The 22,550-nt window shown below is 67.9% G+C and carries 15 protein-coding genes; 7 read left to right on the top strand and 8 right to left on the bottom strand.

Annotated features, from left to right (window positions below; all coding sequences use genetic code 11):
* Positions 1 to 5: 5 nt before the first annotated feature.
* The gene (locus NR810_RS23540) at positions 6 to 1,958 is read right to left on the bottom strand and encodes a response regulator (RefSeq protein ID WP_257455564.1); all 1,953 of its coding nucleotides are present in this window, start codon (positions 1,956 to 1,958) and stop codon (positions 6 to 8) included.
* A gap of 29 nt (positions 1,959 to 1,987) precedes the next feature.
* On the opposite strand from NR810_RS23540, the gene NR810_RS23535 reads away from it, so the two are divergent.
* Positions 1,988 to 2,374 (top strand): VOC family protein, encoded by a 387-nt coding sequence (locus NR810_RS23535; protein ID WP_257455563.1) that lies wholly within the window; start codon positions 1,988 to 1,990, stop codon positions 2,372 to 2,374.
* Between the two features lie 78 nt (positions 2,375 to 2,452).
* The gene (locus NR810_RS23530; RefSeq protein WP_257455562.1) at positions 2,453 to 3,874 is read left to right on the top strand and encodes a GspE/PulE/PilB domain-containing protein; all 1,422 of its coding nucleotides are present in this window, start codon (positions 2,453 to 2,455) and stop codon (positions 3,872 to 3,874) included.
* Between the two features lie 32 nt (positions 3,875 to 3,906).
* Here the strand turns inward: NR810_RS23530 and NR810_RS23525 are convergent, their stop codons facing one another.
* On the bottom strand, positions 3,907 to 4,830 hold the full coding sequence (locus NR810_RS23525; RefSeq protein WP_257455561.1) for a hypothetical protein: 924 nt from the start codon (positions 4,828 to 4,830) through the stop codon (positions 3,907 to 3,909).
* Between the two features lie 188 nt (positions 4,831 to 5,018).
* Between NR810_RS23525 and NR810_RS23520 the strand changes: the two genes are divergently transcribed.
* On the top strand, positions 5,019 to 6,866 hold the full coding sequence (locus NR810_RS23520) for an ATP-binding protein (protein WP_257455560.1): 1,848 nt from the start codon (positions 5,019 to 5,021) through the stop codon (positions 6,864 to 6,866).
* Between the two features lie 50 nt (positions 6,867 to 6,916).
* A complete protein-coding gene (locus NR810_RS23515) occupies positions 6,917 to 7,429 on the top strand; it encodes a GNAT family N-acetyltransferase (RefSeq protein ID WP_257455559.1) in 513 nt (170 codons plus the stop codon).
* Between the two features lie 27 nt (positions 7,430 to 7,456).
* Here the strand turns inward: NR810_RS23515 and NR810_RS23510 are convergent, their stop codons facing one another.
* Positions 7,457 to 10,324 carry a hypothetical protein gene (locus tag NR810_RS23510; protein WP_257455557.1) on the bottom strand — a complete coding sequence of 956 codons (2,868 nt, stop codon included), beginning with the start codon at positions 10,322 to 10,324 and terminating at the stop codon, positions 7,457 to 7,459.
* 197 nt (positions 10,325 to 10,521) lie between these two features.
* Here NR810_RS23510 and NR810_RS23505 point away from each other — a divergent pair, with 197 nt between their 5' ends.
* Positions 10,522 to 10,995: a DoxX family protein gene (locus NR810_RS23505; protein WP_257455556.1), complete on the top strand. Its 474-nt coding sequence runs from the start codon at positions 10,522 to 10,524 to the stop codon at positions 10,993 to 10,995.
* A 44-nt stretch (positions 10,996 to 11,039) separates the two neighbouring features.
* On the opposite strand, the gene NR810_RS23500 is transcribed toward NR810_RS23505, so the two are convergent.
* Complete coding sequence (locus tag NR810_RS23500; protein ID WP_257455553.1) at positions 11,040 to 11,516, bottom strand: MmcQ/YjbR family DNA-binding protein; 477 nt, start codon at positions 11,514 to 11,516, stop codon at positions 11,040 to 11,042.
* A gap of 20 nt (positions 11,517 to 11,536) precedes the next feature.
* On the opposite strand from NR810_RS23500, the gene NR810_RS23495 reads away from it, so the two are divergent.
* Together NR810_RS23495 and NR810_RS23490 are read left to right on the top strand one after the other, a co-directional pair.
* Positions 11,537 to 12,055, top strand: a complete 519-nt coding sequence (locus NR810_RS23495; RefSeq protein WP_257455551.1) for a GNAT family N-acetyltransferase — start codon at positions 11,537 to 11,539, stop codon at positions 12,053 to 12,055.
* Positions 12,056 to 12,090: 35 nt separating this feature from the next.
* On the top strand, positions 12,091 to 12,531 hold the full coding sequence (locus tag NR810_RS23490; protein WP_257455550.1) for a GFA family protein: 441 nt from the start codon (positions 12,091 to 12,093) through the stop codon (positions 12,529 to 12,531).
* 45 nt (positions 12,532 to 12,576) lie between these two features.
* Here the strand turns inward: NR810_RS23490 and NR810_RS23485 are convergent, their stop codons facing one another.
* From NR810_RS23485 to NR810_RS23470, 4 genes are all read right to left on the bottom strand, one after another.
* Positions 12,577 to 13,377 (bottom strand): hypothetical protein, encoded by an 801-nt coding sequence (locus NR810_RS23485; protein WP_257455548.1) that lies wholly within the window; start codon positions 13,375 to 13,377, stop codon positions 12,577 to 12,579.
* Positions 13,378 to 13,464: 87 nt separating this feature from the next.
* Positions 13,465 to 14,205: a hypothetical protein gene (locus NR810_RS23480; protein WP_257455546.1), complete on the bottom strand. Its 741-nt coding sequence runs from the start codon at positions 14,203 to 14,205 to the stop codon at positions 13,465 to 13,467.
* A 437-nt stretch (positions 14,206 to 14,642) separates the two neighbouring features.
* Entirely contained in the window at positions 14,643 to 15,158 is a 516-nt protein-coding gene (locus NR810_RS23475; RefSeq protein WP_257455544.1) for a peptidylprolyl isomerase, read from the bottom strand.
* 171 nt (positions 15,159 to 15,329) lie between these two features.
* Positions 15,330 to 22,430: a CARDB domain-containing protein gene (locus NR810_RS23470; RefSeq protein WP_257455542.1), complete on the bottom strand. Its 7,101-nt coding sequence runs from the start codon at positions 22,428 to 22,430 to the stop codon at positions 15,330 to 15,332.
* Between the last annotated feature and the right edge of the window lie 120 nt (positions 22,431 to 22,550).

Here is a 22,550-nt window from a genome sequence, read left to right as displayed (position 1 = left end):
AGGCCCTACAGACCGAAGGTGATGCGGCGGCTGTTGCTCGGCTCCTCGCGCCGCTCCTCCAGCACGCCGATCAACTCCAGCCCCCGCAGCGTGGCGAGCACATCGCGCTCGGGGAGCTCGGTGATGGTGAGCAGATCCTCCACCGTCTTGGTGCCATCCGCGTAGGCCAGCAGCAGGGCCTGCTGTCCCTTGAGCTTCAGCTCGTGGAGGCCGTAGGCCGGGGCCGCGGAGGGAAAGAGCCGGCGCGAGCGATGCATCTGCTGGCGCAGCGTCACCAGGGGCTCCGAGCGGAGGATTCCCTCGAGGATGAGGTCCCCGGGGAACACCGACAGCTTCACCAGCCCCGCGCGCGGAGGATGCAGGGGGCTGAAGCCGTAGGCGCCCTCGGTCCAGGAGAAGGTGGACCAGAGGATCTCCTTCACCTGCTCCTCGATGAGCTGCTGGCGCTTCTTCGCGTCCAGCAGGCCCAGGCGGATCATCGCCTCGTTGGAGCGGAGGTTCTGCTCGCGGGCGAGGGTGGCCACCTCCGCGGCTTTCGCCTCTGGAAGCACACCCCGGCGCACGCAGAAGCGCAGGAAGCGCTCATGGGCGAGGTTGGATGCCGCGTATATCGGGCGGCCGGCTCCGAAGTAGATGACCTTGAGCAGGGAGCCCTGGCGGAGCTTGAGCTCTCCGCTGTGGCGCGCCTCGTAGTAGGCGTTGAGCAGCCGGGGAACGCTGGTGTCCTTCAGGTCTCCCGAGAGCGACCACTCGGGCAGGGGACGGCGGCGGGTGCCGGGCGTGGACGACGGCTTGGTCCACACCTTTTCGCGCTCGCCGAAGGGCAGGGCGATCCCGGGCTCGGGCTCCGAGTCGTCGCGAGTCGCCTCGCTGACCGTGGCCTCGGGTGAGGGGGTCTCCTCGACGGGAGAGAGCGCGTCGAGCGCCTGGGCCACCTCGGCGGTGACGGTAGGCGCTGACGCCTCTTCGGCCGCCGCGAGCGCATCCAGCGCCCGGAGCTCCTCGGCGGAGATCTCCGAGACCGGCGTCGAGTCGACCGGCCTGATGGAGTCGAGGGCCGCGAGTTCCTCGGGATCGTTCTCGGGGGCCGGTGCTTCCTCGACCGGTGCGAGCGCGTCGAGGGCCGCGAGCTCCTCGGGATCGTTCTCGGGGGCTGGTGCCGGCGCCGGTTCCTCCTCGGCGGGCTCGAGCTCATCCATGGCCCCGATCTCATCGAGATCCTCCGTCTTGAGGGTGACGGGCGTGGGGGCCTCGGCGGCGGTGGGCTCCTGCTCCTGCTCCTGCGCGGGCGGGACGAGCTCCTCGGGGGTGGACTCGAACTCGATGGGAGCCGTCTCGATGGGCACCTGCACCACGAGCGGTGGCGGCGGGGCCGCCCGCCGTACCGGCTCCTGCACCTCCTCGATGAACCCTCCCTGCACCATGGGAGCCGGCGCCTCGGGAGGAGGGGCGAAGACGGGCTCGTCCTCGCTGGAGTCGCTGGAGGTGAACCCGGGCTCGTCCTCGTTGGAGTCGAAGAGGGGCTCGTCGTCCAGGAGCGAGGCATCCTCGAAGACCACGACCTCGTCCTCGTCTTCCGGAGGCGGAGACAGCGGGCGGGTGAGGCCGCACAACTGCTCGACGGACTCCAGGAGCTGGAGGAGCTCGAAGGGCTTCTCGAAGAAGGCGCGGGCGCCGTGGACATCGATGGCTTCGCGGGCGAAGCGATCTCCCTTGAAGACGCCGCTGACGGCGACGGCGGGGATGGCGTGATCCCTGAGCGCGGAGAGCACGGCGCTGCCGCGCATGTCGGGCAGCAGCAGGTCCACCACCGCGGCGTGGAAGGCGGCTGGGCGCAGGAGTGCCAGCGCGGCTTCGCCGGTATGAACGGCCGTGGCCTCATGTCCGCGGCTTTCGGCCGCGGCAACCATGAGGGAGGCCAGTTCGGGGTGGTCCTCGACGATCAGCAGTCGCGCCATGGGGGCCGGACACCATACCATTCCCTCCCATGGACGTTCATGGCTTCCACCATCTGGCCATCCAGGTTCGGGACGTAGAGCGGGTCACCGCTTTCTATCGGGATGTGCTGGGCTTCTCTGAGCTCAAACGGCACCACCGGGAGGATGGCTCGTTACGCAGCGTGTGGGTCGGGGTACCGGGCGGGGGCTTCCTCGCGCTGGAGGAGGTCTCGGGCGAGCCCGAGCCGGGTCCCTTCCAGAACGAGCGGCCGGGCCTCTTCCTGCTGGCGTTCCGTATCCCCAAGGCCGAGCGGGCACGAGCGGTGGAGACCTTCGCCCGTGCGGGAGTGCCAGTGGAGAAGGAGACGAGGTGGACGGTGTACGTCCGGGATCCCGAGGGAAACCGGGTGGCGCTCAGCCACCATCCCGAGGATTGACCGGCCTTCCGGGGGAGGGGCGGGAGCGCAGGCCCGCCTTGCGGAAGACGCTGGGGGGCGGCTACAAGCCGTGCGGTCATGCGACTGGGCGAATTGCTTCTTCAAGAAAAGCTCATCACTCCGCAGGCGCTGGAGGAGGCGCTCGAGTCGCAGGTCGTCCATGGAGGGCGGCTCGGGACGAACCTGGTGGAGCTGGGGCTGGTGTCCGAGCAGGACCTGGCGCGGGTGCTCGGCAAGCAGCACAACGTGGCGTTCGCCTCGGGGGAGATGATTCCGGACCCTCGTGCGCTGGAGCTGGTGGAGCTCACGCTGGCGGACGAGCGGGACTTCCTGCCGATGCGCGTGGACTCCACGCGGATGAGCGTGGCGGTCATCAATCCCCAGGACATCGAGACGCTGGACAAGCTGGCGTTCAAGACGGGCAAGCGCGTGGTGCCGGTGGTCATCCCCGAGTTCCGGATGAACCAGATGCAGCGGCGCTACACGAAGGCGTTCCGGGCGATGCGAGCCATCGACATGAACGCCGTGCGGCCCACGCGCGAGCAGCAGGAGGCGGAGAAGGCGGCCTCGAAGGTCGAGGACCTGATGAGCGAGGAGGAGTTCCAGTCGCTCTACGCCCAGGCGCTCAAGGGGGGGGCCAGGCCTCTCGGGGAGGAGCCGGTCCTGGATCTCGTCGAGATGGTGGAGGAGGCGGAGGAGGAGGAGCTTCCCACTCCCATCATCGCGGAGGGCGGAGCCGGGGCGCCGGTGCCCGAGGACGAGGAAGAGCCGGAGCTGCTCCTCGAGCAGGTCGTCGAGCCGGTCCTCGAGCAGCCCGTGGCGCCGCCCCCAGAGTCCATCCCGGAGCCGATCATCCCCGAGATGCCGATCTCGCTGGATGCGCCAGTCGTGCCGCCCCCGGCGCCGCCGAGCATTCCTCCGGTCACGTTGCCGCCGGCACCCAAGGTGGCGCCGAAAGTGGCGCCGGCACGGCCCCGGGCGAAGGTCCCGGTGGTGCGCGAGCCGCTGCCCACGCCGCTCACCTTCGCAGAGGCGCAGGCGGAGCTGTCGCGCAGCTCGGATCGCGAGCAGGTGGCGACGACGGTGCTGCGCTTCGCGTTGGGCAAGTGGAAGCGCAGCCTGTTGCTGAGCGTGCACGGCAGCCTGGTGACGGGCTGGCGGGGGATGGGGAAGGGAGTGCGCGAGGCCGCGGTGAAGCGCATCGGCATTGGCCTGCAGGGGCCGAGCACCTTCCGGCTGGTGCGCGACACGCGCGCGCACTACGTGGGGCCGGTGAAGCGGGACGCGGCGTCGGCCTTCTTCTACAAGCTGCTGGGCGGAGACTACCCGACGACGGCCGTCATCCTCCCGCTGCTGGTGCGCGGCAAGCTGGTGCACATGCTGTACGTGGACAACGGGCCCGGACAGCTCACCCCGCCGGACGTGGGTGAGCTGCTCATCCTCTCCCAGGGCGTGGGCCGCTCGTACGAGGCGATGATCCGCCGCCGCAAGAGCGCCTGAGCCGGTGCCTGGGAGCCCCGCTCCGCGGCGGCTCAGCGCCTGCGGGCCGGAGTGGGCTTCTTCTTCGGCTCGGACTTCTTCCTCTTCGCCGGCTCGTCATCGTCGGGGAGGCTCGGACCCGAGGCCAGGTCGAACTCGTAGGTCCCGCCGAGCAGGACGCGGAACTGGTAGATGTCCGAGAGGTCCGGCGTCACCGCGATGCCGGCCACCGCCTCCAGCACCAGTCCCGGGAACACCTCGCGGCGCACCACGGGGATGATCTCCACCTGGTTGGCGTTGTTCGTCCACGCCGGGGTGATGACGGGATCGAAGTAGCGGCGGCCGATGACCTCCAGGCCCACCAGGGTGGCGTTGTCGATGTTGTACGTACCGGCCACGCCCAGCTGCACGGCATCGGGGACGTCGAAGTCCGGAAGGGCGCCGCGATCGCGCGTGCCGTGGTGGAGGTAGCTCGCGTTGAGCATGAAGCGCAGGTCCCTGCTCACCCGCAGCTCACCGATGAGCGTTGCCTCGTAGTCCCACGTCCCGTCGGACAGCCCGGGGTGGATGGCGTCCTGGTCGCTCGGCCCGGTGGGGAAGGTGATGCGCCCATAGGCGCCGAGGGAGAAGGGGTTGGCCTCCAGGAACGTCCACTGCACGCCGAGCGGGATGTCACCGAAGGCCAGCTGGAAGTTGTTCTCGCCGGGGTTCCCGAGCCCGAGGACCTCGAAGTAGACGTTGGCCTCCAGGTTGTCGACGATGCCCCAGCGGATGCTGGGGGAGACCTGGTGGTAGGGCAGGGACTTGTCGGAGTCGAGGGCGAAGAAGCCCTGGTAGCGCAGGCCGAGCTCCATGTTCCCGCTCCGCGTCGTCGAGGCGGTGCGTGTCACCATGGCGCGGTAGGGCTTGGCCCACGTGGTGGCGGACAGGAGACATACGGCGGCGGTGAGAGCGAAGGTCGAGTGCCGAGCGTTCATGCGGCGGGACCTTATCTCGCCTGCCCGGCCTCTTATTTGGGGAAAATCCCGCCCCCCGCTCACAATCGCCGCGAGCCGCGCCGCGAGCCCATCCTCGCGAGTGTCTCCACGCAGCCATGGCGAACTTCTCTTCTTTTGAGACAAACCCGTCCACCCATGCTCCATCCGAGCCTCTTGAGCAGGCTCCCATGTCCCACAAGAGCCGCCCCTGGCTGTTGGAGCGACTGGACTCCCTGCTCTCGGAGACCCTGCGCAATGCCGCGCCCTCGGACCTCATCCGTCACCGGCTCATGGTCGGTGCGGCCTGCTTCCTGTCGCTGGCCAATGCGCTGGTCCTGCTGCGGTTCCTTCAACAGAACGAAGTCCCCTATGGGGCCTTCGCCGCGGGCCTGGGGTATTTGACGGCATTGTTGCTGGCGCGCAGGGCCACCACTCCCACCGCGCCGGCCATGGTCCTGTTGGTGTCCGTGACCATCGGGTTGGTGTGGTCCACCTTCCTGAGCAAGAAACCCACCGGTGGCGAGCACGCCATCAACATGATTCTGCCCGCCCTGGCGGTGTACCTGGTGGGGCCGCGCCTGGGGCTGTCCATCACCCTCTTGTTGTTCATGGCCCTGGGGGTGGCCCACCCGCTCTACCGTGAGCATGTGGGCATCGCCCCCGACGCACTTGGTCCCGGGAAGCTCTGGTTCGGCCACCTCTTCGCGGGTGTCTCCTTCGTGGGAGCCTGGGTCCTGGGCTCGCTGCACAGCACCGCGCGCGACGCGGCACAGGCCTCGCTCGAGCGGACGCTCAAGGAGTTGAAGGAGAGCGAGGGCAAGCTCAACAGCGTCATCGAGAGCACGGACGATCTCGTGGTCTCGCTGGACCGCGAGGGGCGCCTGCTCACCGCGAACTCGGCCGCGAGGAACGTCTACCTGCAACGTGCGGGCGTCGTGCTCCAGCCGGGGGAGCTGCTCTTCCTGCATGACACCCCCGAGGCGCACAAGGCCTGGGAGGCACGGCTCGCCCAGGTGCTCCAGGGCCAGCGCCTGCGCCTCGAGCAGACGTATGAGGAAGGGGGCCCCCGGCTCGTGATCGACATCAGCGTGCATCCCATTTGCGGCGCGGATGGCCGGGTGGTGGGAGTGACGCTCTTCGGGCGCGACGTCACCGCCCGCCGGGAGGCGGAGACCCGGTTGGGGGAGATGCACCGCACCCTGGTGGACGTCTCGCGCCAGGCGGGCATGGCCGAGGTCGCCACGGGCGTGCTCCACAACGTGGGCAACACCCTCAACAGCGTGAACATCTCCACCAGCCTCGTCACCGACCGGCTCCGCCAGTCGCGCGTCTCGGGTCTGGCCAAGGCCACCCAACTCCTGCGCGAGCACGCCTCCGACATCCCCACTTTCTTCGCGAGGGATCCCCAGGGTCAGAAGCTGCCGGCCTACCTCATCGCCGTGTCGGACCAGCTTCAGGAGGAGCGGGACTCGCTGCTCCAGGAGATGCGCTCGCTGGGGGAGAGCGTGGAGCACATCAAGTCCATCGTCAGCATGCAGCAGAAGCACGCGAGGGCCGCGGGGGCCGTGGAGCACGTGATGGTGCCTCAGCTCATCGACGAGGCGTTGCGCCTGCACGCCGTCTCCTTCGAGCGTCTGGGCATCCGGGTCGACCGTGACTACGCCCAGGTGCCCTCCATCTACGTGGACCGGCACAAGTTGTTGCAGATCCTCATCAACCTGCTGAGCAACGCGAGGCACGCGTTGATGGACAGCGCGAAGCAGGACAAGCGGCTGGGGATCCATGTCCGGCATGAGCCCGAGTCAGGTCTTCTGCTCATCGATGTGGAGGACAACGGAATCGGCATCGCGCCGGAGAACCTGGTGCGCATGTTCACCCAGGGGTTCACGACCAAGAAGACGGGGCACGGCTTCGGCCTGCACATCAGCGCCCTGGCGGCCGCCGAGATGGAGGGGCGGCTGGCCTGCTCCAGCCCAGGTCCCGAGCAGGGCGCCATCTTCACGCTCAAGCTTCCGCTCAGGAGCGGGACGCAGTAGCCGGCCGCCGCGTGCTACCCGTAGGCTGCTGGCCACCAGAGGAGAGCCCGATGTTTCAAGTCGACGGACGTGCCGTGGTGCAGCTCGGAGCGGAAGATGTGGAGGCCCTGCGGAAGCTGGTCGAGCGCTGCCACGCCTTCATGACGCTGGTCTACGGGGAACTGGAGCCCGATGCCGCGGAGGGAATCCTGGAGAGCCTCCCTCCAGGGAAGACGCTCGAGGACAAGTTCGCCCTCGGGCTGTACACGGACGGGAAGAAGGAGCTGATCGGGCTGCTCGATGCCGTCCGGGGCTTTCCCGAGCAGGACGAGTGGATCATCGGTCTGTTGATGATCGACCCGGATCACCGCCGTGCCGGGCTGGGAGCCCGCTTCGTCGGCGCGTTCGAGCGGTGGGTGCGTGGCCAGGGTGCGGCGGGCATCCGGCTCGTCGTGCAGGAGCAGAACCCGGATGCACTCCGCTTCTGGCAGCGGCAGGGCTTCGAGGTCACCGGGATGACGCTTCAGACGCTGCCGCGGCGGCAGAACATGATCCAACTGCTGCACAAGCCGCTGGCTCCCTGAGGGCCCGGTGCGGGCGGGCCTTGGGTCTCACTGAGGGGGAGTCCTCATGTTGCGCACGGCCCTCACGACATCGGCCCAGGTTCCGAACTGGTCGACCCAATCGGGATTCTGGGCGAGCTCGAGGATGTAGACGGATGCCTCGGGGTTGCTCAGTTCGGGCATCACATTGAAGCCCACCGCCTGCAACCATCGGCCCACCTTCGAGTTCGTCACGAACTCCAACTTCGAGGGGTTGGTGGTTTTGATGATGCCCGTGAGGGTCTCGTACATGCTCTGCATCAACCTGGCCGACACGTCATGCAGATCGAAGTGCGCGTTGAGTACCCCTTTCTCAGACAGGTTCCACTTCAGGGTGCCGATCAGCTTTCCCTCTCGGGTCAGGGACGCGATCATCTTCCCCGTGGGGTCCTTGAGGAACTCCAGGGTCAGCCCTTCGGATTGCGCGTACCGTTGGAGCCGTGAGACGTCGACCACCTGACCGCCTGCCATGGTGAGTCTTCCCGCCGCGTCGGCCTCGACCGCGACCGTCTTGCCGAGTGTGATCAGCTCCTTCTTGCGCGCGGCCAGCAGCGCCTTGAGCTTGGGATCGTCGAGCATGACGATGGTCGATGCGTCCAGGACCGAGCTGGTGCGCGAGTTCCAGAGCACGTAGTCGTTCGCGGAGATGGCGCCCGCCTTGTACAGGTCGGTCACGCTCCGGCCCTGCAAGGGCCCTTGTTGGAAGACGCGGAACATGCGGGCATTGACCTCCTGCGCGGCCTCCAGGGGGAGGCCCCAGGCCTGCGCATAGTGCTCCGGGCTGCGCACCCACTGGGAGAGGAAGCCGCGCGCGGCCTCGCTCAGGTTCTCGAAGCGCTGCCCGTTCACCGCCAGCTCCGCGAGGATCTCATCCGTGGCCCCGGCCAGCACGCGGATGCTGTCGCTCACGGGGAGCAGCACCTGTCCCACCTCGGCGGCCGCCTGGCCGGCGCGAGCCGTGGAACCCAGTGCGCGGCCGAGCGCCTGGAAGTCTCCCACCACCCCCACCGCGTTGAGGGCCATCTCCAGCGCGAACAGTCCGCCGTTGGGAGCGGGCACGCCGGACAGGTCCAGACCGCCGCCGCTGTACTGGGACAGGCGCTGCGCGTTGAGATAGCTGTCCACGGACAGGCCCGCTTGCACCGAATTGGCCAGGATGGACGTGGCGATGAAGCCCGCGGCGACGCCTCCCGTGGCGAACGTGCCGGCGACGCTCGCCACGACACCCAGGATCGCCACGCCGGCCTCCGCCACCGCGCGCGTCTGGCGATCTTGCAGATAGCCCTGGGCGGTGGTGAACGCGGTCTCGAAGGCGAGCTGCGTCTCGGCCGAGGGGTTGGCCATCAGCTCCTGTCCGAGGAGCTGCAGCGCCCAGCCGGCCACGGGCAGCAGCTCGCGCGCGGAGGGAGGGTCCGTGGCGAGGCGTGTCGAGAGCGTCTCGAGCTGCGAGACGTTGTCACGCAGCGTCTCGAGGAAGGGGGCGGTCGCGCCCCGATTGCTGGCGACGTGCTGGGCGAGGATGTACGTGCCGTTGGTGCCGTCCATCGCGTCCAGCTGCCCGGAGGGAGGCAGCATCAGACTGCCGCGCACCTGGAGCGTGCCACCGGATGCATCGAAGCGCAGGCCGGGGACCGCATCCGGCGGGACGAAGGCCTCGATGAGCTCCTGGGGATTGAGGACGGCGAGCTCCGGGTGCTGCTGCTGGAGCTCCAGCAGGCGCTGCTCCGCGGACGCGAGGGCCTGCTCGAGGGGGACATCCGCCGGCAGTCCTCCGAGCAGCGCCTGGCCCGACTGGAACCGCTGGAATTCCACGGGAGGCGCCTCACGGTTGGCGAGGAGCGGGTTCGTCTCCCCGGCACGGAAGCCGGCCATCGCGTCCTGCATGAAGGACTGGAACAGCGCCGGATCCGCGAGGAGTTGCCGCATGTCGGTGCCGTTCCATCGCGGGTCCCGCGCCGCCGCGAAGGACTGGAGCACCGGGAAGTCGGTCTCCATCTGCGCATACGCGGTGGGGGCACCCAGGATGAGCTTGGACAGCTCCTGCGACTCCACCGCCGCATTCACCAGGTTGGCGAACGCAGTTGGCGAGGTGGCGCCTTCGAGCCGGGTCAGCGCCGCCTGGAGCGCCTCGTGCGTCTCACCGACCTGCTCGGTCGCCAGCGCCCGCACCAGCGCATCGAGGTTGGCCTCCGACGGGTCGGCGATGTAGGCGTCCATGGCCGCCCGTGTCGCGGGAGAGAGCTGCCCGGCGGGCGACGCCGCCTGCGTGGCCGTGGTGTCCGCCACCAGCATGTTCAACAGGGAGGGATCCACGCCGGAGCGCGCGATGGCCTGCTCGCGGGCCGCGCCGGGCGTGGCCGAGAGGATGTCGTGGATGGCACCGGCCGGGGCTCGAGCCGCCGGCTGGTACTGGGGATTCTGCTGCAACCAGTTCGCCGCCTTCATCCACTGGCCGCTGTTCGGATCCCAGATCTCCCCGCCACGTTGGAGGACCACGTGCCCGGTGATCCCCTCGGCGCCGGAGCGGGTGTCGTCGAGGAAGACGACCTGGCACGTGTCGCGGAGCTCCGGGTTCCGCGCGAGCTCGTCGCCCACGAGATCCAGGCAGTTCACCCGGGCATCGCGGGTGTTCTCGGTCAGGAGCGTGCTTCCCGCCGTGGACGTGCCTCCCGACAGATCGGGCTGGCGGCTCACGGTCTCCGGTGCGGCCTCGAAGGTACTGCGTGCGGTGGAGGCCGGCGCCGGGCGCATCGCCTCCCGCTGCCGGACCGCCTCGGCGGCCTGTCGAGCGGCCTCGGCTGCCTTGCGCTCGGCCTCCGCCGCTCGTGCCGCCGCCAAGGCCTGTGCCGCATCGTTGTTCCTGATTGGAGTAGCCATGTGCGTTCCCCCGAGCGCCGTCGGAAAGCCTTTCTGGAGACGATAATGGACCTGGGCCCGTGACGTGAACCGCCTCTCCCCCAGTGTTTTCGAGCACTTGGAGGGGACACGGGAAAGATCGTCCGGCGTGTCGATCTCACGGCTCGTCGTTCGTCGTGACGATAGATCCCGGGTTACGACCCCGAAGGAGACACGACATGAAGGCCACCCTGGAAACGAACACGCCGCTCGCGGCGGATGCCGCCGAAGGTCGCACCTCGAAGTCGCTCACCCGCCATCTTCCGACCGCCGCACGGCTCCTGATGGGGCTCCTCTTCTTCGTCTTCGGGCTGAACGGCTTCCTGAACTTCGTGCCGCCACCCACGACGCCCATACCCGAAGGCGCCCTCGCGTTCGCCGGCGCGCTCGGGAAGACGGGCTACATGTTTCCGCTGATCAAGGGCACCGAGGTGCTCGTGGGGGTGCTGTTGCTGGCCAACCGCTTCGTGCCGCTGGCGCTGGCGCTCATCGCGCCAGTCATCGTCAACATCGTCGCGTACCACGTCTTCCTCGCCCCGGACGGGACGGGGATGACCCTCTTCATCCTGGCCCTGGAGATCTACCTGGCCTGGTCGTACCGGAGTGCCTTCCGTCCCATGCTCGCCATGCGCGCGACCCCGGGCTCGAAGTGAGCGTCATCGCGGGAGGGCCCCAGACCGGTGCCGTGTGGGGGCGTTCACTTCGCCCGTACGGGCCGGCGAGGACGTGAGGGCGCGGAAGGCCGCGCATCGCCTCCTCCCCGAGCGGTGTCCCATGCGGCCACCACGCGCTTGGGCGCGATGCGCCGCCATGCCTCGACGAGAAGCTTCTCGAAGAGTGCGCGGTCCACGCGCTCGAGCTCGACACTCGTCCACCCCTGGTGCCCCCAGGGTGTCACCGCGAAGATGTCGGGCTGCATCCGCACGAAGGCGTCCTGCTCCTCGAGGGACAGCTTGAGCACCGCGCGCTTCTCCTTCACCCAGAGGGTCGCGAAGATCTTCCCCCGCACGCGGAGCGACGGCTTGCCGAAGTGATCCTGTTCCTCGGTCTCGGGGAGTGACAGCGCCAGCTTCCGGACATCGTTGGGTGAGAGCACGGCGGCGAGCCTACCCGCTCCGACTCGCGCATCCCAACCCGAGAGCGGCTTCGGGTTCGTTGACACCGCGTCCAGCATCGGGCGCAATCCGCGCGGCCATGATTCAGGACTTCGAGCGCACGACGACCGAGCGGCTCCTGCTCCGCCGCCTCCAGGAGGGTGATCTGGACGCGGTGTTCACCCTGCATGCGGACCCGGAGACGAACCGGTTCAATCCCTCCGGGCCCGTGCGCTCCATGGACGCCGCGCGCGAGCTGCTGACGCTGTGGTTGGGAGACTGGGAGCATCACGGCGTGGGGTACTGGATTGTGGAGCGGCGCGACGTGCCCGGGAGTGTCGTGGGCTTCGGTGGCGTGCGCCACAAGGAGCTCGAAGGGCAGCGGGTGCTCAACCTCGCCTACCGGCTCGTTCCCCAGGGGTGGGGCTCGGGGTATGCGACGGAGATGGCTCGCAGGGCCCTGGAGCTGGCCCGGAAGCACATCCCCGACGTTCCGGTGGTGGCCATCATCAACCTGGAGAACGTGCCCTCCCTCCGTGTGGCGGAGCGGCTCGGGATGCGGCGCGACCGGATCATCGACTACCAGGGCATCCCCAGTGCCGTGTATCTGGCGGCGTAGGTTGAATGCAGCACGGAATTCGTGGAGACGTTGGCATGACGATCATGGGTGGATGTCGCTGCGGAGCTGTGAGCTATACATTGGCGATCGACGCGTTACCCGCGACCTACGCCTGCCACTGCCTCGATTGCCAGACGTGGAGTGGAAGCGCGTTCGCTCAGCACGCGCTGCTGCCCGAAAGTGTCATCGCAGTGACAGGCCCCGTGGTTCTCTACGAGTACGAGGGGACCGGCGGCCAGGCATCGTGCCAGCGGGTGTGCGGCGTCTGCCACACGCGCATCTACAACACCAACTCGGCTGTGCCGGGCCTCGTGGTGGTGCGGGCGGGGACGCTCGCCGACAGCCACCTGCTCGATCCGGTCGCGCACATCTGGGTGAAGCGGAAGCAGCCCTGGGTGGTCATTCCCGACGGCGTGCCGAGCTGGCCCGAAAGCCCGTCGCCGGAGGAATTCGCGGCGGCGGTGCGAAAGGGGTAGGGCGACGCCGAGGCGCTTATACGTCAGCGATGGGTGCACGCTTCGCTAATGCTGACCCAACTCCCTGTCCCAGGCAGCCAACTGCACGGCTACCGTGTATTTGTAGGCGCTGGAAAAATCCTCGAAGTCCTCCAGGGGCAGCGCGCAGAGGCGCTCGCGCAGGAAGCCCGGGTCGCTGAGAACCTCGCGGTGCTTCAAGTCGGTATCCACCTTCACCAAGACAGGAATCACCCGGAGCACCGCCTCCAGGCAATCCGCTTGGGTAGCGAGAGACATGCGCTCCACCGTCAGGGCCATGTGCTCGCGGATCGAGGCAGGGCCTCCGGGGCACCATGCCTCCAGTGTCTTGCGGTAGATGTCCTCCATGAGTTCTTCCAGCGTGTACTTCTTGCCGAACCAGAACGCATAGCCAAGGTCCTGGAGCGCATCCCAGAAGCGAAGCATCGAGGCGAGCCGGTTCGCCATGCGCCTGGCGCTCCGCAGCGGAGGTGGAGACACGGCATGGTAGAGGGCCCCCCAAGGAGTGCTCAGACAGAAGGATTCGAAGGCGTCTTCCGTGCGTTGACGCTCCTCCTTCTGGACGCATTCCTCCAAGCTGGTGAAGACGCCGACGAACATGTGCATCCACCAGCGTGGGCGGTTCATGTCGAATTCGGCCCCTGGGCGCATCACCAGGACCTCACCAGGCGGTACCTGGAGCATCTGCCGGGGCTGGGGAAAGGCACCTGTCTTGAGGTACTCCCGGGCCCACCACTGGCCCTCGGCTCTCACCTTGCGGCGGATGGAGGCGGTGGTGCCGTAGAGCCATGCTGGAAACTCGAGCACCGGGGACTGTTCCGGGGTCATGGCCTTTCGCCCTAACACGGCGTCCAAGTGCTCCTCAAGCGCCGGGCACATCGCTCGCTCCGAGGTTGGCAGACGCCTCCCGCCCACTCAGCGGCAGTCCACGGGCAGGTAGACCTGGCCCTGGAAGCCCTTGGGGCGTTCGCCCTTGTCATACGCAGCCCGGATCGCCTGCTCGACCAACTCACCGCGTTGTTCTATTTCTTCCCTGGGCAGCTCCTCTTCCTTCTGGGCCGTTCGCTCTTTCCATGAAGCATGAGGCTTCTTGCGCCGGTAGCTCCAGCGGTACAAAGTCACCCCGGGCTCTGGCGTGTGCCAGGACAAGGCCCAGAGTGCTCCCCCGTTCTCGAATTCGAGAAAGAGGGATCCCTTGAAGCCAATGCCTCCCACGAGCTTCTTGTCGGGCTTGACGGCCTCATTGAGCGCCGCCAGGTATCGCCCCGCCTGTTCTCTCCCTTCCCTGCGCGACTCCTCATCGTCCGGTTTGAGCTCGAACAGTACGAGGAGACGGGTATCGGTGATGTCCGGGCGCAAGAACCTCACGAATTCTGAAAGACGCTCGGGGTTCCCCAACTTCCCCTCTCTTACGATGATGGAGAGGCTGGCGGTGTTGAGGAAGACGACGCTGGAGGGGTGCTGCAAAGTGTATTCTATGCCAATGACTTCATGTGCGGCCTTGCCAAGAAAAGCGCCCCAGGGTTCCCTGGAGTCTGGCTTACGGCCAGGGAGCGTGGAAGAGGGCGGCTCAGCCTGGGCACCGAGGGCCGTTATGAGCACCAGGAGAAAACCCGCCAGCCCTCTGGCGTTCAGCCTCAGGATTTGGTCCGACAAGGCGAGGTTTCCTTCATGGATGGCACGATTTGGGCGGACGCGGCGTGGAATCGAGCCCCGCCGCGCGCCTCATGCCAGCCACCGGCAACGAGCGAGCTCAGCTTGGACACGGGCGGAGTTTCCTCCTGGCTTTCCCGTCGGAGTCATGCGCTTGGGGCCCGTCCCAGCAGGCGGCGCAGCCATGCCTCCCCGCTGACCAGCCCGATGCCCGCGAGCACCAGCAGCGCACCCAGGACGAAGTTCATCGTGAGGGGCTCGTCGAGGATGAGGACCTGCGGCTCGTCGAGGAGGACTTCGCCTGGTGATGCGCGTCGGGAGGGCGCGCTCCACCCTGGCGCCTCGTAGGCCCGGCGCGGCAGGGCCAGCGGGGTGCTACCGAGGCAGGTGCCAGGAGAACCTCTGCACCTGCCTCGGCGAAGCGTTGGCGGTGCCGCCGATCAGGCCTTGATGTCCGCGGCGACCTTCATGGAGATGATCTTGTCGGGATCCACGACGGGCTCGCCGCGCTTGATCTTGTCGACATTCTCCATGCCTTCGATCACCTGTCCCCAGACCGTGTACTGACGGTCCAGGAAGGACGCGTCGTCGAAGACGATGAAGAACTGGGAGTTGGCGGAGTTGGGGTTCTGCGCGCGCGCCATCGAGCACGCACCGCGCTTGTGGTTGGCGGTGTTGAACTCCGCCTTCAGGTCCGGCTTGGAGGAGCCGCCCTGGCCCGCGCGGTTCGGGTTGAAGTCGGGGCCCGTGGACTTGCCGAACTTGACGTCGCCGGTCTGCGCCATGAAGCCGGAGATCACGCGGTGGAAGACGACGCCGTCATAGGCGCCCTCCCGCGTCAGCTCCTTGATGCGGGCCACATGGCCCGGAGCCAGATCGGGGCGAAGCTCGATGACGACCTTGCCCTTCGTCGTCTCCATGATGATGGTGTTTTCCGGGTCCTTGATGTTCGCCATTCTTCCTTCCTTTGTCGCGCGGTGGTCATCGATCGCTGTGCGCACGTGGAGCATGCGCTGAAAATCGGCGGCCGTTCCACTTTGTCGAACGCCCGTGTCACCGGGCGGAACCTCTTCGGAGTAAGAAGTTCACGCCCGGCGACATTAGGCCCCACCTGGTGCTCCTGCTGGCTACGGCTCCACCAGCACGGTGTTACCCGCTCGCGCGTTGTTGCCCCAGACCACCAGGTCGCTCGCGAGCGCGTTGTTGCCCTCGAGCAACTCTGGCTGCTGGCCGTCCGGGTCCGCGATGGCGCCCAGATACCAACCCCCCGAAGCCAGGGCGGGCGGAATCGAGGTCCAGGGCGAGAACATCAGAATCCCGCACTGCCCGGGGCTCAGCGTGTTCGTGAGGGCGCTGCCGAGGAAGACATCCCCTGGAACACCCTCCCCGGGGATGAGGGTCGTGTCCGACGAGAGGACGAGATCCACTCGCGTGCTGCCCGCCACGTCTCCCTGATTGCACACGTCCACGCGCACCTGGAAGTTCTCACCCGGCACGACACTTCCCGGCGCCACCACCTTCGTGACGGCGAAGTCCAGTCCGGTTCCCACGCTCACCTCGGGGCCCACGTACACGTTGTTGTCCTCGAAGATCTCCGGCGTGTTGCCCTGCACATCCACGATGGCGCCCACGTACCAGCCTCCCTCCGTCGGGGCGAAGACTCCGTTCACGGACAGCTGGACCGGGGTGCACTGTCCCGCTGGCAGGTAGGTGTATGCGCTGGCGAGCTGGATGTCCCTGAACGGGGACAACGACGAGCGGATGTCCCTGTCCTCGGAGAGCACGAGCTCCACGTCGGAATAGGTGCTCGTGGCGCCCTGGTTGCAGACGGTCACGGACGCGGTGACGGTGGCACCGAGCTGCATCCGCGCCGGGACGGACACATTCTGGATGACGAGGTCCGCCTGGTCGCCCACCCCCAGCCGGCCTCCCAGGAACGTGTCATTGCTCGTGATGAGCTCTGGCACCAGGTTCTCGGAGCGGGTGATGGCGCCCAGGTGGAACACCCCCTCGGACACGGGGACATGAGGCGTCAGCGCCGTGCTCTCGCACGCACCGGACATCAGGAACAAGGGTGCTGAAGCGAGGGAGAGGTCGTCGCTCCCGGCCGAGCCTGGCGGGGCGATGGTGGTGTCCTGGGAGAGGACGAGCTCCACCTCCCCGTACGTGTCCCGGGTTCCCTGGTTGCACACCGTGACGGACGCGGGGAAGAGCGTCCACTGCGTCACGGTCTCCGGCCCCGTCACCTTCGTGATGACGAAGTCCGACCCGGAGCCGATGCTGAACAGGCCCTGCTCCCTCGTGTTGTTGTCCTCACGGAACTCCCAATCCTCGCCGTGCGGATCGACGAGGGCGCCCAGGTGATACACCCCCTCGGGGAGGCCCGTGGTCTGGGCGGACACCGGCACCGTGGCGCACTGCCCTCGTGGCAGCTGGCCGACGGACGCGCTGCCCAGCAGCCAGTCCCCCCCGGGCTGGTTCGCGGGCGTGAGGACCTCGTCTCCGGAGAGCAGCAGCTGCACCTTCGTGATGGAGTCCGCGGTGCCCTCGTTGCACACCGTGACGAGGGTCCGGAAGGACGACCCCGCCTCCACGCTCGAAGGCCCCGTCACCGACTGGACGGTGAGGTCCGACTGGAAACCCATGGTCATCTGGCCGCTCACGTAGGTGTTGTTGCCCTCGAGGAGCTCCTGGACGGCGTGGGATGGATCCACCACCGCGCGCAGGGTGTACTTCCCCTCGGGCAGCCGGTTGAAGGAGGCCCGCAGGGGCACCGTGACGCACTGATCCGGCCCCGGACGGTGCCCGAGGTAGGAGGACCCCAGGAAGACGTCCTGGGACGACGGGGTGTTCACCTCCGGCGACAGGAAGAGTGCCACCTCCGGGGAGCCCCACGCGGTCCCCTGGTTGCACACCGTGACGGACGAGGTGAAGGCGCTCTCCGGCGACCTCTGGCTCTCTGGCCTCGTCACCGCCGTGACGATGAAGTCCGGCGCGTGGCCGATCCCCATCGGGTCGCCCGCTCGGGCGTTGTTGTCCTCGATGAACTCCCGCGTGCCGTTGGAGGGATCGACGAGGGCACCCAGGTGATACGGCCCCTCGGTCACCGGGGGAACCTGAGCGGAGACGGACACCTGGGTGCACTGGCCCACCGCCAGCGCTCCAACGGACGCGCTGCTCAGGAGCGTGTCTCCTCCACCCTGTGGCCCCGGCGCGGTGATGACCGCATCCGCGGAGAGGAAGAAGGACACGTCCGTGGAACCACTCACGACGGTGCCCTGGTTGCACACCGTGGCGGAGGCCTTGATGTAGACCCAACCCGGATCATGGCTCGCGGGGCCCGTCACCGCCGTGATGTGGAAGTCCGGAAGGCTGCCGACCTCCACCAGGCCACTCGCGCGCGTGTTGTTGTGTCCGAGCAGCTCCGGCTGGCCGTTGACCGGTACGGCCTCGGCCCCCAGGTAATACCCGCCCTCGGGAACGGAGGGAGTCTGGACGGGCGCCCGCACCGTGGCGCACTGCCCCGGAACCAGCGTGCCGCCGCTCGTGCTCCCGAGCAGCACGTCCCACTCGGCGAGCGGGGTGCCCGGTGGGACGATCGCCTCGTCCCGCGACAGCAGGAAGCGCACATCCGTGGAGCCGCTCACGGTGCCCTGGTTGCACACCGTGGCGGAGGCCGTGAAGGCACCTCCGGGCCTGGCGTTCGCCGGACCCGACACCTCCTTGATGACGAAGTCCGGCAGGAGGCCCAGCCCCATCCGCTGGCCCACGCGCGTGTTGTTGTTCCCGATGAACTCCAACTGCGACTTGTCCGGGTTGACGATGGCGCCCAGGTACCACGCGCCCTCCAGGGACGTGCTGACCTCCATGGACACGGGAACGCACTGCCCCTCCTCCACGTAGTCCGGGATGGAGCGGCGGCCCAGGAGCACGTTGCTCCCCGGCTGGGACGAGGTCCCCGATGGGAGCGAGAGGTTCTCGTCGGCCGACAGCACGAACGCGATATCCGCTGGGTACGTCCCCAGGCCCTGGTTGCACACCGTGGCGGACACGCTGAACGGCGCTCCCGGACGAGCAGTCGCCGGGCCCGACACCTCCTTGACGAAGAAGTCGTGCGAGTGGCCGACGCCCATCGGGTCGGACACGGCCGTGTTGTTGGACTCGATGAGCTCGGGCAGGTGGTTGGACGGATCCACCACGGCGTCCAGGCGGTACGCGCCCTGGTGCTGGGTCCAGGAGGTGGAGGTGGTCAGCACCTCCGTGGTGCACTGCCCTGGCGCGAGCTCGGGCGGGAACAACGTGCCGAGAACCGCGCTCGTCGCCCGGTACGGAGGAACGGCTCCGTCGGGTGACAGCACGATCTCCACGTCCGAGGTTCCCCTCAGAGTGCCCTGGTTGCAGACGGTGACGGACACGGAGAAGGAGTCTCCCTGCCACACGCTCGCCGGTGCCGTCACCTCTCGGATGACCAGGTCCGGCTTCTCACCGACGCCCAGCACGCCTCCCACGTACGTGTTGTTGCCCGGGACGAGCTCGCCCTGGGTGTGGAGCGGATCCGCGATGGCACCCAGGTGCCATGACCCCTCGGGAGCGCCCGTGAGCTGCAGGGACACCGTGGTGCACTGCCCCGCGCCCAGCATCCCCACCGACACGAGGCCGAGCGGCTGGAGCTGATCCCCCGAGGAGAGGAACACCTGTACGTCCGTGGAGCCGCTCACGGTGCCCTGGTTGCACACCGTGGCGGAAGCCGTGAAGGGCTCTCCCGGCTTCGCGTTCGCCGGCCCCGTCACGTGCGTGACGATGAAGTCCGGCGCGTCGCCGAAGCCCACCCGCTCGCCCACGCGCGAGTTGTTGTTCTCGATGAACTCCCCATCAGGGGTGACGGGCGTGACGATGGCGCCCAGGAACCGGGCCACTCCGGACAGGGAGGTGCTGGTCCGCGCCGACACGGTGGTGCACGTTCCCTGGGTCAGCGAGCCCGCGGACACGCTCGTGAGCGAGAGGTCGGATGGGGCGATGGCCTCGTCCTCCGAGAGGAAGAACGTCACCTGGGAGTCCCCGCTCACGGTGCCCTGGTTGCAGACGGTGGCGGAAGCCGTGAAGGGCTCTCCCGGCTTCGCGCTCGACGGCCCGGCCACCTTCGTGACGATGAAGTCCGGCTTGGAGCCGATGCCCATCACGTCTCCGACGAGCGTGTTGTTGCGCTCGAAGAGCTCGGCCCGGGTGTTGTATGGATCCACGACGGCGCCCAGGTACCAGGGTCCATCGGTCAGCGAGCTGCTGACGTAGGCCGACAGCGATCGCGTGATGCACTGCCCCGCGGGAATCATCTCCGTGGGAATCCAGCCCGAGGAGTAATCCGGGTATCCGTAGGACTGCCGGGAGAAGATGACCTTGTCGGAGGACAGGACCAGTACGACGTTCGCATCACCGTCGCTCGTGCCCTGGTTGCACACAGTGACGGAGGCCGTGAAGACCGTGTCCTGCATCGCGCTCGGGACTCCCTGCACGGCCGTGACGACGAAGTCCGGCGCATGGCCCACGCCCAGCACGATTCTCGCGGACACGTTGTTGCTCTCGAGGAGCTCGGCCTGGAGCTGCCGCGGATCGACGATGGCCGCCAGGTGGTACTCGCCCACCGGGAGGTTCGCGGCCGTGGGAACGCTGGCCTCCACCGTCAACTGACGGCACGCACCGGGCTCGAGAGGCTCCACCGGGGCGCCGCCCACGAGCACATCCTCCTCCTCATCCGGAGTCCCCGGCACGGTGATGACCTTGTCCCGGGAGAGCAGGAGCGACACGTCCGTGCCCGCCTCCAGGTTGCCGGGGTTGCACACGGTGAAGGAGACACGGAAGGACTCCCCTGGTCGCGTGACGGCCGGTCCCGACAGCGCCTTGACGGTGAAGTCCGGCCGGCTGCCGATCCCCATCTGCCCGTCCACGAAGGCGTTGTTGGTCTCGATGAGCTCCTTCACCGAGTTGGCCCGGTCGGCGATGGCTCCCAGGTAGTACGTACCCTCCGGGAGGGAGGCGTTGCCGGTCATCTGGACCTCGGTGCACGCACCCGGGTCCAGGAGGCCCACCTCCGTCTCCTTCACGATGAGCCGAGACCCGCTCGGCGAGGGTGAGACGAGGTCCGCATCGGACGACAGCAGGAGCGACACGCCCGTCGCTCCGCTCGTGGTGCCCTGGTTGCACACGGTGACGGCCGTCGAGAAGGACTCTCCCGGCTTCACGCCCGAGGGCCCCGACACCTTCGAGACGACGAAGTCCGGCCGGCCGCCGACTCCGACGAGCCCCTCGACGTGCTCGTTGTTGCTCTCGATGAGCTCTCGCGAGAAATCATGCGGGTCCACGACGGCCACGAGGTGGTAGGCGCCCTCGCCCAGGGAGACGCGGCCGGAGAACGTCAATGGGATGCACTCGCCCTCGGGCAGCGACCCCGTATCGTTGGTCATGAACAGGCCCCAGGACGGATCGAGGGGATCCAGGCTGGACTCCAGGCCCAGCTGCACGAGCGCGCCGTAGCTCGTGGTTCCCTGGTTGCAGACAGTGACGGTCGCGGAGAACACCTCTCCGTTCTTGATGCTCGACGGCGCGCTCACCGACTGGACGACGAAGTCCGGACCCTCACCGATCCCCACACCCCCCACCGCACGGGTGTTGTTGTGCTCGAGGAGCTCGACCTGGGTGTTGCGCGGGTCGACGATGGCTCCCAGGTGGTACTCCCCATCTCCCTCCGAGTAGGGCAGGGACACCGGGGCCGTCACTGGAAGCGTCTGGCACTGCCCTGGCTTCAACGACTGCGTGGTCGCTCGGACCAGGAAGATGTCACCATCGCCCGCAACCGGCGCCGCCGGGAGGATGACCGCGTCCTTGGAGAGAGCGAGGTCCACCTCCGTGCTCCCCTCCACGGTGCCCTGGTTGCACACCGTGACGGACGCCGCGAGGGAGGTGTCCATCCTCGCGAAGGTCGGCCCCTTCACCCGGGTGACGACGAAGTCCGGCGCGTTGCCCACCCCCAGCGTGCCGGCCACGAAGGCGTTGTTGCTCTCGATGAGCTCCAGCACGGTGTTGGAGGAATCGACGATGGCGGCCAGATGGAGCTCGCCCTGCGAAGCCGCGGGCACGGTGGCCTTCCCCACGAGCGGCACGGTGGTGCAGGCTCCGGGTGACAGCGCGCCCACGGAGGTCCCACCTACGAAGAAGTCCTGCTCCTTGGAGAGGGTCGCGTCCTGGGAGAGGAATACCTCCACCGGGGTAGCGCTCACGGAGGAGGCGGTGCCCTGGTTGCACACCGTGACGTCGACACCGAGGGGCGCATCGAGTGCCGCCGTCTGGGGTGCCCCCTTCAGCCCGGTGACGGTCAGGTCGGGCCGGGAGCCCACGCCCACGAGCGTGCCGCGCCCGTTGTTGGTCTCGAGGATCTCCAACTGCCGGTCATCCGGATCGACATAGGCGCCCAGATACCAGGCCCCCGCGGAGACCGCGGGCATCCTGCCCTCGAGGGACACCGGAATGCAGTGCCCCGGATAGAGAGGATAGGTGAGCGTGGTCCAGCCGAAGACACGGTCCGTCCTGGTGATGACCTCGTCCGGGGACAGGACCAGCCACACGCTCGAGGCGATGCCCGCGACGGTGCCCTGGTTGCACACCGTGACGTTCGTCTTGAGGGGCTGGCCGGTGAGGCCACTGGCGGGTCCGCTCACCGACTGGACGACGAAGTCTGGCTTCGAGCCCACCGTCACCTGGCCCCCGGAGAAGGTGTTGTTGCTCTCATCGAGCTCCGCTACCGAGCCATGAGGATCGGCGATCGCACCCAGGAACCATGTCCCCGCCGCCAACGTGGTCCTGAGTCGCGTCTCGATCGTGGTGCACTCCCCCGGCACCAGCGTCCTCCTCAGCCAGAAGTCATAGACGACCGTATCCTGACCCGGGGTGATGAGCGCATCCTGGGACAGGACGAAATCCACCTCATCGGGAGCGCCGCTCTGGGTGCCCCGGTTGCACACCGTGACTCTCACGAGCGGCCCGTAGTCTGGCCCCGCGCTGGAGGCCTCGCTCACCACCTGCTGGATGAAGAAATCCGGGCTGCCGCTCAACGCCCGCGCCACGGACTTCTGTGTATCGACTCCCGGCTCCTGAGAATGTGAGCCTCCACATCCCATGACGCCGAACCACACGCTCGCGGCGGCGAGCGTGGTGACACGCGTGTTGCTTCGATTCACTGGGTTCTCCCCTCTGTTCGCGACCACCACACGGCCTGACGGGCGCTTTCAAGGTTCTCGCACTTCGCTCTGACGGCAGCAGGGGACGGCTCTGCCGCCGTGGACCTGACCTCCCAACGG

The organism is Archangium lipolyticum (genome assembly GCF_024623785.1).
GTDB lineage: Bacteria > Myxococcota > Myxococcia > Myxococcales > Myxococcaceae > Archangium > Archangium lipolyticum.
Note: the sequence above shows the minus strand (reverse complement) of the source record. Positions and strands in the feature narration are given on the sequence as shown.

Bases quoted from the DNA above. Each gene is read 5' to 3' on its own strand.
- NR810_RS23540 (WP_257455564.1), bottom strand. From the start codon at position 1,958: ATGGCGCGACTGCTGATCGTCGAGGACCACCCCGAACTGGCCTCCCTC.
- NR810_RS23535 (WP_257455563.1), top strand. From the start codon at position 1,988: ATGGACGTTCATGGCTTCCACCATCTGGCCATCCAGGTTCGGGACGTA.
- NR810_RS23530 (WP_257455562.1), top strand. From the start codon at position 2,453: ATGCGACTGGGCGAATTGCTTCTTCAAGAAAAGCTCATCACTCCGCAG.
- NR810_RS23525 (WP_257455561.1), bottom strand. From the start codon at position 4,830: ATGAACGCTCGGCACTCGACCTTCGCTCTCACCGCCGCCGTATGTCTC.
- NR810_RS23520 (WP_257455560.1), top strand. From the start codon at position 5,019: ATGTCCCACAAGAGCCGCCCCTGGCTGTTGGAGCGACTGGACTCCCTG.
- NR810_RS23515 (WP_257455559.1), top strand. From the start codon at position 6,917: ATGTTTCAAGTCGACGGACGTGCCGTGGTGCAGCTCGGAGCGGAAGAT.
- NR810_RS23510 (WP_257455557.1), bottom strand. From the start codon at position 10,324: ATGGCTACTCCAATCAGGAACAACGATGCGGCACAGGCCTTGGCGGCG.
- NR810_RS23505 (WP_257455556.1), top strand. From the start codon at position 10,522: ATGAAGGCCACCCTGGAAACGAACACGCCGCTCGCGGCGGATGCCGCC.
- NR810_RS23500 (WP_257455553.1), bottom strand. From the start codon at position 11,516: ATGCTGGACGCGGTGTCAACGAACCCGAAGCCGCTCTCGGGTTGGGAT.
- NR810_RS23495 (WP_257455551.1), top strand. From the start codon at position 11,537: ATGATTCAGGACTTCGAGCGCACGACGACCGAGCGGCTCCTGCTCCGC.
- NR810_RS23490 (WP_257455550.1), top strand. From the start codon at position 12,091: ATGACGATCATGGGTGGATGTCGCTGCGGAGCTGTGAGCTATACATTG.
- NR810_RS23485 (WP_257455548.1), bottom strand. From the start codon at position 13,377: ATGACCCCGGAACAGTCCCCGGTGCTCGAGTTTCCAGCATGGCTCTAC.
- NR810_RS23475 (WP_257455544.1), bottom strand. From the start codon at position 15,158: ATGGCGAACATCAAGGACCCGGAAAACACCATCATCATGGAGACGACG.